Below are 12,885 nucleotides of genomic sequence, written 5' to 3'. Positions count from 1 at the left end.
TCAGCCGGGTACACATGATCGGCATCGGCGGAGCAGGGATGTCCGGTTTGGCGCGCATCCTGCTTGCTCGGGGCAGCCAGGTCACCGGATCCGATATGAAAGACTCCACGCCGGTGGAAGTGTTGCGCACCATAGGCGCGTCCATTGCCGTGGGGCACGCTGCCGAAAACCTCACCCTGGGCGGACAGGAGCCCACCTGCGTGGTGACCTCCTTTGCGGCGATCCCGCAGGATAACCCGGAGCTGGTGGCCGCGCGGGAGAAGGGCATCGAGGTGATCCGCCGCTCGGATCTCCTCGCCGAGCTCATGCAGGGGCGCCGCCAGATCCTGCTGGCCGGAACCCACGGCAAGACCTCCACGACGTCGCTGACGGTCAGCGCCCTGCAGACGGCGGGGGAGGATCCGTCCTTCGCTATCGGCGGGCAGCTCAACCGCGCGGGCACGAACGCCCATCACGGCACCGGCACGGCTTTCGTTGCCGAGGCGGATGAGTCGGATGCCTCGCTGCTGCGCTACGAGCCGGACGTGGCCGTGGTGACCAATATTGAGCCCGATCACCTCGATTACTTTGGCACCCGCGAGGCCTACTTCCAGGTCTTTGATGACTTCGCTGACCGGCTCAAAGACTCCGGCGTACTCATTGTCTGCGTCGAGGACGATAACGCCGCCCGGCTGGGTCGGCGTGCGATGCAGCGTGGCATCACCGTCGTAGGCTACGGACGAGGCGACGTCGCGCGCGCCAACCATCCGGACATCCCGCTGGGGTGCGAGATTGTGGGCGAGGACGTCGCGGGCGGAGGCACCCACGTCACCGCCCGGCTGCAGGGCCTGCCCGGCCAGGACGACCAGCAGGTAAGCGAGGTGGGGTACGGCGTGCAGATCCCGGGCCACCACATGGTGCTGAACGCGTCCGCCGCCCTGCTTGCCGGCGCTTTCGCCGGCGGGGCAGTGGACAAACTCGCGCGCGGGATTTCCGAGTTCGCCGGGGTGCGCCGCCGCTTTGATTACCACGGCACCGTGGATCGCGGCCCGGCGGCGGGCGCGCGGGTCTACGACGACTACGCCCATCACCCCACGGAGGTGCAGGCAGTGCTGTCCGCAGCGCGCGGGCAGGTCGACGCCGAGGGCAAGGGCGGTCGCGTCATCGCCTGCTTCCAGCCGCACCTATACTCGCGCACCATCGAGTTCGCGGCGGAGTTCGCCGAGGCGCTTTCGCTTGCCGATGCCGCCGTGGTCCTCGACATCTTCGGCGCGCGCGAAAAGCCGGTAGAGGGCGTGACCTCCCGCATCATCACGGAGAAGATCGGGCACGGCACCACGGTGCGTTTCGAGCCGGACTTCACCGCCGCGCCACAGACCGTGGCTGAGCTGGTGGGCGAACACGACATCGTCCTCACCGTGGGGGCGGGGTCGGTCACCATGCTTGCCGATGAGATCCTCGACGCCCTCAACCAGCGTGCTGAGGAGGCTGCTGACTAGTGCGCTTGTCCAAAAAGTCGATTGCCGGCATCATCGCGGCGCTGCTCGCCGTGGCGGTGGTCTGCGGGGTCGCGGTCTGGTCGGTGCCCGTCTTCCGCGTCTCGGAGGTGAAGGTCTCCGGGACCAAGGAGCTGTCGGCCGAAGAGGTCGAAGAAGCCAGCGGCATTCACCACGGCGACAACCTGGTCCGCGTGGACGTCGGCGAGGCGGCGCGTGACGTCGCGGCACTTCCGTGGGTGGCCTCGGCGACCGTGAGCCGGTCGTTTCCCTCGTCTGTCAAGGTGAAGCTGACAGAACACACCCCGGTGGCGTTCGTGAAAGACGACGGCAAGACCCGGCTTATCGATGACCGGGGCGAGGACTTCGCGGAAGGGGAACCGCCCGTCGGCGCAGTGGAGATTACGGGTGATACCGGTACCCCGGATGACAGCGGCGAGGACGCAGACGCCTTGCACACCCCGGAGATGGAAGAGGCGGTGGCTGTCCTCGCGGCGCTGCCGGACGACCTGCGCGGTCAGGTGGGCACGCTCGATATCGAGGAGCGCTACTCGATGCGGTTGCACCTGCGCGACAATCGCACCGTCTACTGGGGTGCGGACGAAGACAACGCCAACAAGGCGCGGGCGATGGCGGCCGCGTTGCAGTTGGAAGGAACGTCGTTCGACGTGTCTAACCCAGAATTAGTGGGCGCGCGCTAACGGGCCCAATACCTACGGTGGCCACCGTAAAACCCAAGGTAGATAACCCTAAAGTAAAGGTTGAGGGTACCGACACGCGCCAAATGAACGCTAAAATTTCAGCCGTGTCATTAAAGATGGAAAGCGACTGCTTTTCACTCACTGGGTGGCCAAGCACATTCCTCGTTTAAGGTTCTGCACAGTACGACAAATACAGCGAAAGGTGAGTTCACCTCCATGAGCACTCCGAGCAACAATCTCGCCGACATCAAGGTCGTTGGTGTCGGCGGCGGCGGCGTTAACGCTGTCAACCGCATGATCGAAGAAGGGCTTAAAGGGGTCCAGTTCGTAGCCATCAACACGGACTCACAGGCCCTCATCTTCTCCGACGCCGACGTGAAGCTCGACATCGGTCGCGAGGCCACCCGCGGCCTGGGTGCCGGTGCGAACCCGGAGGTCGGGCGTACTTCCGCGGAGGATCACAAGTCCGAGATCGAGGATTCCCTGGCGGGCGCGGACATGGTTTTCGTCACCGCCGGTGAGGGCGGCGGAACCGGCACCGGCGCGGCGCCGGTGGTTGCGTCCATCGCCAAGAAGCAGGGCTCGCTGACCGTTGGCGTGGTAACCCGCCCGTTCAAGTTCGAGGGCGCGCGCCGCACCCGCCAGGCTATGGAGGGCATCGAGGCCCTGCGCGAGGTCTGCGACACCCTCATCGTCATCCCGAACGACCGCCTGCTCCAGCTGGGCGATGAGAACCTGTCGATGATGGAGGCGTTCCGTGCCGCCGATGAGGTTCTCTACAACGGCGTGCAGGGTATCTCGAACCTCATCCTCATCCCGGGCATGATCAACGTCGACTTCGCCGACGTGCGCTCGGTCATGGCGGATGCCGGCTCCGCGCTCATGGGGGTCGGTTCCTCTCGCGGTGATAACCGCGTCATGGCCGCGGCCGAGCAGGCCATTAACTCTCCGCTGCTTGAGGCGACAATGGAAGGCGCCAAGGGCGTGCTGCTGTCCGTCGCCGGCGGTTCCGATTTGGGCCTGCAGGAAGTGTACGAGGCCTCGTCCATGGTGGAGGAGAAGGCCGACCGCGACGTCAACCTCATCTTCGGCACCATCATCGACGACAACCTGGGTGATGAAGTGCGCGTCACCATCATCGCTACGGGCTTTGACGCTGAGGCCAACCAGGTGCCGGAGGAGCCGGCGCAGGCTACCAGCGCTGCGGGGCCGGCCCGAGGTCAGCAGGTGACCAACGACGCCATCCGCGAACCGCGTCGTTCCGGCTCCCTCTTCGGCTCCCCGCAGGCTGACGGCCAGGGCCACGACGACTACGTCCCGCGCCACGAGTACCGCGGCGAGGAGCCGGGCCGCCAGGCAGAGCCGCGCCAGGCGGATCCGCGCCAGGCGGAACCACGTCGCGCCGGCGACGAGGGTGGCCTGTTCACCCGCGGTGACCGGTTCGAGCCGGGCTCCGAGCGGGAGAGCTTCCGCGCCGGTGGCGCGGGCTCGCGCGGGGACGTCCGCGACGACGATGACGACCTGGATATCCCGGACTTCATGCGCTAAATCTGCAGCGAACTGCTGACGGTAGGGTTGACCCTATGTCAGCAAGCGAGGAATCCGGCCGCGCAGGAACCACCGCGGCCAACGCATCCGCAGCGCACCCAGAACAACGCCCCTTCCGCATGGTTTTTACTTCCCGTGCGGGAGGGGCGTCGGCGTCTCCGTACGATTCTTTCAATCTGGCCCACCACGTGGGCGATGATCCCGCCGCGGTGGAATCGAATCGCCGCCGCCTCGCGCGGGCCGTCGGGCTAGAGCCCCGCCAGCTGGTGTGGATGGAACAGCTGCACACCAACACCGTCACGGTGGTTGATGCGCCGTCGGCCGAGCCGGTCCCGGCCACCGATGCCCTGGTGACTACTCAGCCTGGCCTGGCATTGGGCGTGCTCGTGGCGGACTGTACGCCGGTGCTGCTTGCCGATGGAAAGGCGCGCGTCGTCGCCGCCGTCCACGCAGGTCGGATGGGCGCCCGCAACGGGGTGGTGGCACAAACCATCCGCGTGATGGAGGAGTGCGGCGCGAGTGCGCGGAATATCGCGGCGCTCATTGGCCCAGCTGCCTCCGGCGACAACTACGAGGTGCCGCAGGCCATGTCCGACGACGTAGAAGCCCACCTGCCCGGGTCGAAGGCCCGAACCCGCAAGGGAACGCCGGGGATTGACGTGCGGGCGGGCATCGTCAAGCAACTGCACGGCCTAGGGGTGACGTCGGTGCAGGTGGATCCGCGGTGCACCATCGCGGATGACACTTTCTTTTCGTACCGCCGCAGCGGGACCACCGGCCGTCAGGCCGGGCTGATTTGGCTGACTGAGGAGGAATCCACGAATGGATAACGACAGGAAGGCCGAGCTGCACGAGAAGCTGGCGGAAACGCGCGCTACGCTTGCGCGGCTCGCGGCAGATAACGGGCGCCACGACGTGCCTGAACTTCTGCCGGTGACCAAGTTTCACCCGGCTCGCGATGTCGCGCTGCTCGGTGAGCTCGGGGTGAAAGACGTGGGAGAAAACCGCGAGCAGGAGGCGCGCGCCAAAGCGGCGGAGGTGCCAGGGATGAACTTCCACATGATCGGCCAGGTGCAGTCGAAGAAGGCCAACCACGTGGCGCGGTGGGCGGCGAGTGTCCACTCGGTCGATTCCGTCAAGCTGGCCCGCGGGTTGGATCGTGGGGTGGCCTTGGCACACGAGCGGGAACAGCGAACCGGAAACCTGCCGGTGTTTATTCAGTACTCGGCGGACGCCGATGCTCAGCGCGGCGGTGTCGCGCCGGACGGGGTGGACGAACTGGTCGCGGAGGTGGAAGAACTTCCGGGGCTCGAGCTGGCGGGCTTCATGGTGGTCCCTCCGGTGGAGGCGGACGCATTCACAGTGTTTTCCACCGTCCGGTCGGTGTGCGATAGCTGGGCGGAGCGTCTCGAGCGGCCGCTGAAACTGTCTGCGGGAATGAGTGCGGATCTTCCCGCGGCGGTGGCCGCCGGGAGCAATATTGTGCGTGTCGGAACAGGTATCCTCGGCCCGCGGCCAGTAGGTTAGGTGACACGCAAAAGCGCACCTCAGAGCGGGTAAATCACATCTTTCACAGCAGTAACATTTAACGCTCTGACCGCCCGAGATTCGCTACTGGCCACACACTTGCACGAGGGGAAGGGACTACATGTCTTTCATCGATAGGACCAAGGAATTCTTCGGTCTGGCACCGGCAGACCTCGACGCCGAGGACCCGTACTACGACGAGCCGCGCTACGAGTCCAACGGCGGCGCTGCGTACTCCCCGCGCTCTGCGGCGGACTACGACCGCCCGGCGGCCCGGCCGGCCTCCGACTACGACCGTCCGGCATCCCGCGTGGCACCGCGCGACGATTTCGCGCCGACCATCGTTCCGATCTCCGTGACCACCTTCAACGAGGCGCAGAAGGTCGGTGACCCGTTCCGCGACGGCGACGTGGTGGTCTTCGAGCTCACCGACGCCGACTTCAAGGTGGCAAAGCGCATCATCGACTTCGCTGCCGGCCTGTGCTTCGGTCTGCGTGGGTCCATGGTCAACCTGACCAAGAAGATGGACACCTCCCGCCGCGTCTTCGCCATCGTTCCGGAAGACACCGACGTCTCCAACTTCGAGCTCGAGCGGTCTGCGGGACTGCGGTAGCCGGGAACGCAATAGCGTGGGTCTGCGCTAGCGCAGGACTGCCACGCAGTTAGGCTGTAACACCATGTCGTACCTCGCATTGATTGCCTACGTGCTGCTTCGCCTGTTTTGGCTGGCGCTCATCGTGCGCATCGTGGTGGAGATGGTGGAGTCTTTCAGCCGTCGCTTCGATCCGCCGCGCTGGTTCATGGTGGCGGCAGAGCCGATTTTCGTGGTCACCGATCCGCCGGTGAAGTTACTTCGGCGAGTTATTCCGCCGCTGCGTCTGGGCGGGATCGGCTTGGACGTGTCCATCATCGTCTTGTTCTTGATTCTTTCCATCCTGACCGTCCTCGTGCGGGGTTTGGCGTTCGGATAACGGCTGTTAACCCAAGGTAAAGGGACGGAGTGGAGTAGTCTTAAGAGCCATAAGTTCTCAAAGATGGCTGGATGTGCAGCTGTTAAATATTGAGGACTTACACGGTGTCCACTAATGTGGCGCCTTGGTTACAAAATTAACTGCAACCCGTATGATTAATCCGTAGATTGTGGTAGAACCGCCTGGCCCGAACGCGGGCGAGGCGGCGAACCTCGACCAGGCCCCGGAATCATTCGGGGTGGCACCGACTTGAAGGGGAAGAGAGCCAATGCCGCTGTCACCAGCTGATGTACACAACGTCGCGTTCAGCAAGCCGCCGATCGGCAAGCGCGGCTACAACGAGGACGAGGTGGATCAGTTCCTGGACCTCGTTGAGGACACCTTGGCGCAGCTCCAGGACGAAAACGACGACCTGCAGGCGCGCGTCGATGAGCTGAGCTCTCAGTCCCACACCGCGGGTGCAGGCGCCGCCTCCGCCGCCGCGGGTTCCCAGGTCGACGAGCGCGCTCTGCGCCAGCAGATTGAGTCCGAGCTGCGCATCGAGTACGACGCCAAGCTGCAGCGCGTGACCGCGGAAGCCCAGCAGTCCGCCGCGGGCAAGCAGGGCGCTTCCTCCGAGGAGCTTTCCTCCGCCAAGAACGACGCGGAGCGCGCCAAGCGCGAGCTGGAGCAGGCCCGCAAGGAGCTGGAGCAGGTGCAGCGCGAGCTGTCCACCGCCCGCCGCGAGAACGAGGACCTCGAGAAGAAGTCCTCCCAGTCTTCCCAGAACTCCGGTTCCGGCAATGCCACCCCGGCCAACCTGGCTGCCGCCGGCGCGAAGACCGCCGACGCCAACGGCCTGGCTACCCCGGAGACCCACATGCAGGCCGCCAAGGTCTTGGGCATGGCGCAGGAGATGGCGGACCGCCTCACCAACGAGGCACGCACCGAGTCCGACTCCATGCTGTCCGAGGCGCGCAACGCTGCCGAGAAGCAGATCAACGAGGCGGAGACCCGCTCGCGCAACCAGCTCGATGACGCCCGCAAGAAGGCGCAGGCGCAGCTGGCTGACGCCGAGTCCCGCTCCCGCAAGCTGGTCGCTGACGCGGAGGAGAAGGCCAAGGAGACCGAGTCCCAGGCAAGCTCCCGCGCCGAGGCTCAGATCCGCCAGGCCGAGGAGAAGGCCGCTTCGCTGCAGCAGGATGCTGAGCGCAAGCACACCGAGGTCATGAACACCGTGAAGCAGCAGCAGCAGGCTCTGGAGGCTCGCATCTCCGAGCTGCGCACCTTCGAGCGCGAGTACCGCACCCGCCTGAAGACGCTGCTCGAGTCCCAGCTCGAGGAGCTGGAGACCCGCGGCTCCGCCGCACCGAACGGCAGCAACAACTAACACGCTGCGGACTCTTCGCCCTTAACCCCCGGCGGGACAACCGGTCGCTCACTCGCACCGGATGCCCTGCCGGGGGATTGCGCTATTCTAGGGACGTCGTACCCACCCCGCCCAGGAGTATCGCCCCCGCCATGCTGGTTGCCGCCCTCGCCTTAGCCGTTGTCTCTTTCGCCGCGCTGGTTGCATTCGTCCTCACCGGGCAGGAATGGGCACTGTGGGTAGTCTTCGCCTCAGCGGCCTTGGGCGCCAGCGCCGTTGTTGCCGATTTTTGGCGCAAAGCCCGAGCCGATCGGCGCCGGCGAGCAGAGCACCTGCGCAGCTACAACCGCGAACCCTAAAGTCCCCGGGGTGCCCACTCCCCGAAACGTGTCCGCTCGACGTGGCCGCGCTATACTGTGCAGCCAGATGCGATGATCCGGCAATCACCGGGGAGCATTCCGGAAGAACGGGGCAGCAACACGTCGGCTTCGCCCTCAGTAGAACCGGACGGGTGGGACCGACACCTCCTTCACTGCCAACGAAGCGGAGCTCTTCGACTCGGAGGGCTCAAGCGGGGTGGTACCGCGCGTTTCCCGCGTCCCCGCACCTAACACCGAGCGTGTGTGCGCTTTGACCGCACACCCCCGTTGCGCATGTGGAGGAAAAAATTATGAGCGGTAAGGAAGACGTCGGAAACACGTATCCGAAGGTCGACATGACCGGCGGATCGACCCGCTTCCCAGACATGGAAGCCGAGGTCCAGCGCTACTGGAAGGACGACGACACCTTCCAGGCGTCCCTGGAAAAGACCGAGGGAAAGCCGGAATACATCTGCTACGACGGCCCGCCGTTTGCGAACGGCCTGCCCCACTACGGGCACCTTCTGACCGGCTATGTGAAGGACATCGTCCCGCGTTACCGCACCATGGCGGGCAACTACGTCCCGCGCATTTTCGGCTGGGACTGCCACGGCCTGCCGGCGGAGCTCGAGGCGGAAAAGCAGCTCGGCATCACGGACAAGGGCCAGATCGAAGAGATGGGCCTAGAGAAGTTCAACGAGTACTGCGCCCAGTCTGTCCTGCGCTACACCGACGAGTGGAAGGACTACGTCACCCGGCAGGCTCGCTGGGTTGACTTCGACAACGGCTACAAGACCATGAACCAAGACTTCATGGAATCGGTGATGTGGGCCTTCAAGGAGCTCTACGACAAGGGCCTCATCTACCAGGGCTTTAGGGTCCTGCCGTACTCGTGGGCCGAGCACACTCCGCTGTCTAACCAAGAAACGCGCATGGATGATTCCTACCGCATGCGCCAAGACCCGACGCTGACAGTGACGTTCCCGCTGACGGGCGCACGCGAGGGCTCTGCCGCCGAGCAGACGCTGGCGGAGAACCCGGAGCTGGGCAGCACCGCCGCGCTGGCGTGGACGACCACCCCGTGGACCCTGCCGTCGAACTCCGCGCTGGCTGTCCACCCTGACGTCGAGTACGTCCTGGTGAAGGCCGCTGGAGATAACGAGTTCGCCGGCCAAAGCTTCCTCATCGCCGAGCCCCTGCGCGAGTCCTACGCCAAGGAACTGGGCGAGGACGCCGAAATCCTGAAGACCTTCCGCGGCGCCGACCTGGTGGGCTTTACTTACCAGCCGATCTTCGACTTCTTCGCCGACATGCGCAACGGCTTCCAGATCCTCGCCGCGGACTACGTGACCACCGACGACGGCACGGGCATCGTCCACCAAGCCCCGGCTTTCGGTGAGGACGATATGAACACCTGCCACGCGCACGACATCGAGCTGGTCATCCCGGTCGACGATGATGGGCAGTTCACCGCGCAGGTCCCGCCCTACCAGGGGCAGCTGGTCTTCGATGCCAACAAGGACATCATCAAAGACCTCAAACAGGCCGGCCGCGTGGTCCGCCACGTGACCATCGAGCACTCCTACCCGCACTCCTGGCGCTCCGGCGAGCCGCTTATCTACAAGGCGATGCCGGCGTGGTTCGTGAAGGTTACCGAGTTCCGGGACCGCATGGTGGAGCTCAACCACAACGAGATCGAGTGGATGCCGGAGCATATTCGCGACGGCCAGTTTGGCAAGTGGCTGGAGGGCGCGCGCGATTGGAACATCTCGCGTACTCGCTACTGGGGCAGCCCCATCCCGGTGTGGATTTCGGATAACGACGAGTACCCGCGCGTAGATGTCTACGGCTCCTTGGACGAGCTGGAGCGCGATTTTGGCACCCGCCCGGAATCGTTGCACCGCCCGCACATCGACGAGCTGGTGCGTCCGAACCCGGACGATCCGACCGGCAAGTCCATGATGCGCCGCGTGCCGGACGTGCTGGACTGCTGGTTCGAATCGGCGTCGATGCCGTTCGCGCAGAAGCACTACCCGTTTGAGAACAAGGATTGGTTCGACACCCACCACCCGTCGGACTTCATCGTCGAGTACTCCGGCCAGACCCGTGGCTGGTTCTACGTCATGCACGTGATGTCCACCGCGTTGTTCGACCGCCCGGCGTTTAAGAAGGTCGTCGCCCACGGCATCGTGCTTGGCGATGACGGCCTGAAGATGTCCAAGTCGAAGGGCAACTACCCGGACGTCAACGAGGTCTTTGACCGCGATGGCTCGGACGCCATGCGCTGGTTCTTGATGTCCAGCCCGATCCTGCGCGGCGGCAACCTCATCGTCACCGAGAAGGGCATCCGCGAGGGAGTGCGCCAGGCGCTGCTGCCGCTGTGGAATGCGTACACCTTCCTGCAGCTCTACAGCTCTAAGGAAGCGCAGTTCGACACCTCCTCCGAGCATGTATTGGACCGCTACATCCTGGCCAAGACCCGGGATCTGGTTGACCAGGTTGGTGGCGCGCTGGCGGGCACCGACATCGCCGCAGCCACCGAGGCAGTGCGTCTGTATGCGGACGCGCTGACCAACTGGTACGTGCGTCGCTCCCGCGATCGTTTCTGGGCGGGCGACGCCGAGCACCCAGAGGCCTTCAACACCTTGTACACCGTCCTGGTGACGGTGTCCCGCGCGGTCGCGCCGCTGCTTCCGCACATTGCCGAGGTCATCTACCGCGGTCTGACGGGGGAGCGCTCCGTCCACCTGGCCGACTACCCGGTTGCGGCGGACTACCCGCGCAACGACGAGCTGGTGCAGGCCATGGATATCACCCGCGAGGTGTGCTCGGCGGCGTCCTCGGTGCGTAAGTCCAACAAGCTGCGCAACCGCCTGCCGCTGCCCAAGCTCACCGTCGCCGTGCCGAACTCGGCGCAACTGGCGGACTACACCGACATCATCCGGGACGAGGTCAACGTCAAGGAAGTCGAGCTGACTGACGATGTCGACTCGGTGGGCACCTTCGAGGTCGTCTGCAACGCGAAGGTCGCGGGCCCGCGCCTGGGCAAGGACGTGCAGCGCGCGATCAAGAACCTGAAGGCGGGCAACTACGAGCGCCGCGGCGACGAGGTCGTCGTGGACGGCGACATCGTCCTGCAGCCCGACGAGTACACCGAGCGCTTGAAGGCGGCCAACCCGGAGTCCACCGCCCGCGTCGAAGGCCTGGGCGGCCTGGTCGTCCTCGATACCGAGACCACGGAGGAACTCGAAGCAGAAGGCTGGGCGGCCGATGTCATCCGCGGCATCCAGGGCGCGCGCAAGGACGAGGACTTCGCGGTCTCCGACCGCATCCACGCCACCTTAAGCGTGCCGGCGGACAAGGAAGAGTGGACCACCCGCCACGCGGATCACATCGCCGGGGAGACGCTGGCGACCGACTTCCAGGTGACCACCGACGAGCTCACCGGCGAAGGCGTGCACGAGGTCATGAAGGGAGTCGCGGTCCAGGTCGCACGTGCCTAGACCGAAGCGCGGTACCCGCCGCGTAAACGGTTAGGGTGAAAGCCATGCGTCGCTGGGTCCTGCACATCGATATGGACGCGTTCTTCGCGTCCTGCGAGCAGCTGACCCGACCCACCCTGCGCGGCCGGCCGGTCCTCGTCGGCGGGGCGGGCGGCCGCGGGGTCGTGGCTGGTGCCTCCTACGAGGCCCGGCGTTTTGGGGCGCACTCCGCCATGCCGATGTTCCGTGCGACCCAGCTGGTAGGTGTCACCGCGGTGGTGGTGTCTCCGCGCCGCGCTGTGTATTCCGCGGCGTCGCGGCGAGTCTTTCAGCTCATCGCCGAGCGCGTCGACGTGTTCGAGCAGCTGTCCATCGACGAGGCCTACATGGAGCCCGCCGAACTGGCCGGGGCCAGCCCCGACGAGGTCTACGAGTGGGCAGAGAAGCTGCGCGCCGATATCCGCACCGAAACAGGTCTGCCGTGCTCGGTGGGCGCGGGGGCCGGCAAGCAGTTTGCCAAGGTGGCGTCTGGGGAAGCCAAACCTGACGGGACGTTTGTCATCCCGGCGGAAAAGCACGAAGAGATCTTGTACCCGCTCGGTGCGAACAAACTGTGGGGCGTGGGGCCGGTGACGGCCTCGAAACTGCATGCGCTCGGGATGGACACCATCGGCGATCTCGCGGCGATGAGTCAGCGCGAGGTAGAGATCTCGCTCGGCAAAACCATTGGACTGCAGCTGTGGCAGCTCGCGCGCGGACACGACGACCGGCCGGTGTCCCCGCGTGCGGTGGCAAAGCAGATTTCGGCGGAGCACACCTACCCGCAGGATCTCACCACCGTGACAGAGGTGGACGAGGCCATCGTCCGCGCCGCCGAGGGAGCACACCGCCGACTGCTTCGCGATGGCCGCGGCGCCCGCACCGTGACCGTGAAACTGCGGATGGCCGATTTTCGCATCGAATCGCGCTCATTGACGCTGCCGTACGCCACCGATGACTTCGACACGCTCAAAGCAGGCGCGTTCCGGTTGGCCCGCTACCCGCAAGAGTTGGGCGGCATCCGGCTTGTCGGCGTCGGCTTCTCCGGGCTGGAGGAAACCCGGCAGGACGTGTTGTTTCCGGAGTTGGATAGGGAAGTGGTGCGCCCCACCCCGCCGGACACCGATTTCGAGGTAGGCGTGACCGATGGCAGTGAGGTGGAAGCGTCCATCGTCAGTAGCGACGGGGCCGCGGAATCCGGATGGCGCGCCACCCAGGATGTCTTCCACCCGGAATTTGGTCACGGGTGGATCCAGGGGACCGGGCATGGGGTGGTGAGCGTGCGCTTTGAAACGCGCTCCACCGGCCCCGGGCGCACCCGATCCTTTAACGTGGACGATCCGGATCTCGCGCCGGCAGATCCGCTGGACTCCCTGGACTGGGCGGAGTGGTTTGCTGCCCAGGCGAGGGAAGAAGAAGGCGAGTAAAGGCTCGG

At 65.4% G+C, this 12,885-nt stretch carries 11 protein-coding genes; all 11 read left to right on the top strand.

What is annotated here, in order from left to right; all coding sequences use genetic code 11:
* The first annotated feature begins 14 nt into the window (after positions 1 to 14).
* The gene (gene murC / locus CMASS_RS07070) at positions 15 to 1,478 is read left to right on the top strand and encodes a UDP-N-acetylmuramate--L-alanine ligase (protein WP_051126778.1); all 1,464 of its coding nucleotides are present in this window, start codon (positions 15 to 17) and stop codon (positions 1,476 to 1,478) included.
* Positions 1,478 to 2,176, top strand: coding sequence for a cell division protein FtsQ/DivIB (locus CMASS_RS07065; RefSeq protein ID WP_022862315.1), 699 nt, complete (start codon positions 1,478 to 1,480; stop codon positions 2,174 to 2,176). The genes murC and CMASS_RS07065 overlap by 1 nt, the downstream gene beginning before the upstream one ends.
* A 216-nt stretch (positions 2,177 to 2,392) precedes the next feature.
* The gene (gene ftsZ, locus CMASS_RS07060) at positions 2,393 to 3,724 is read left to right on the top strand and encodes a cell division protein FtsZ (protein ID WP_022862314.1); all 1,332 of its coding nucleotides are present in this window, start codon (positions 2,393 to 2,395) and stop codon (positions 3,722 to 3,724) included.
* Positions 3,725 to 3,843: 119 nt separating this feature from the next.
* Positions 3,844 to 4,554 (top strand): peptidoglycan editing factor PgeF, encoded by a 711-nt coding sequence (pgeF, locus tag CMASS_RS07055; RefSeq protein ID WP_033399439.1) that lies wholly within the window; start codon positions 3,844 to 3,846, stop codon positions 4,552 to 4,554.
* Positions 4,547 to 5,251, top strand: a complete 705-nt coding sequence (locus tag CMASS_RS07050) for a YggS family pyridoxal phosphate-dependent enzyme (protein ID WP_022862312.1) — start codon at positions 4,547 to 4,549, stop codon at positions 5,249 to 5,251. Before pgeF ends, CMASS_RS07050 begins: the two co-directional genes overlap by 8 nt.
* Positions 5,252 to 5,372: 121 nt before the next feature.
* Positions 5,373 to 5,864, top strand: a complete 492-nt coding sequence (locus CMASS_RS07045) for a cell division protein SepF (protein WP_022862311.1) — start codon at positions 5,373 to 5,375, stop codon at positions 5,862 to 5,864.
* Between the two features lie 64 nt (positions 5,865 to 5,928).
* Positions 5,929 to 6,222 (top strand): YggT family protein, encoded by a 294-nt coding sequence (locus tag CMASS_RS07040; RefSeq protein ID WP_022862310.1) that lies wholly within the window; start codon positions 5,929 to 5,931, stop codon positions 6,220 to 6,222.
* 268 nt (positions 6,223 to 6,490) lie between these two features.
* Positions 6,491 to 7,591, top strand: a complete 1,101-nt coding sequence (locus CMASS_RS07035; protein ID WP_022862309.1) for a DivIVA domain-containing protein — start codon at positions 6,491 to 6,493, stop codon at positions 7,589 to 7,591.
* 131 nt (positions 7,592 to 7,722) lie between these two features.
* On the top strand, positions 7,723 to 7,929 hold the full coding sequence (locus CMASS_RS07030) for a hypothetical protein (RefSeq protein WP_022862308.1): 207 nt from the start codon (positions 7,723 to 7,725) through the stop codon (positions 7,927 to 7,929).
* Between the two features lie 311 nt (positions 7,930 to 8,240).
* Positions 8,241 to 11,432, top strand: coding sequence for an isoleucine--tRNA ligase (gene ileS, locus CMASS_RS07025; protein WP_022862307.1), 3,192 nt, complete (start codon positions 8,241 to 8,243; stop codon positions 11,430 to 11,432).
* Positions 11,433 to 11,476: 44 nt separating this feature from the next.
* Positions 11,477 to 12,877, top strand: coding sequence for a DNA polymerase IV (locus CMASS_RS07020; protein WP_022862306.1), 1,401 nt, complete (start codon positions 11,477 to 11,479; stop codon positions 12,875 to 12,877).
* Positions 12,878 to 12,885 lie beyond the last annotated feature (8 nt).

It is taken from the genome of Corynebacterium massiliense DSM 45435 (assembly GCF_028609805.1).
In the GTDB taxonomy this organism is placed as follows: Bacteria; Actinomycetota; Actinomycetes; order Mycobacteriales; family Mycobacteriaceae; genus Corynebacterium; species Corynebacterium massiliense.
The sequence above is the reverse complement of the archived record's forward strand: the minus strand, read 5'-3'. Positions and strand labels throughout refer to the sequence as shown.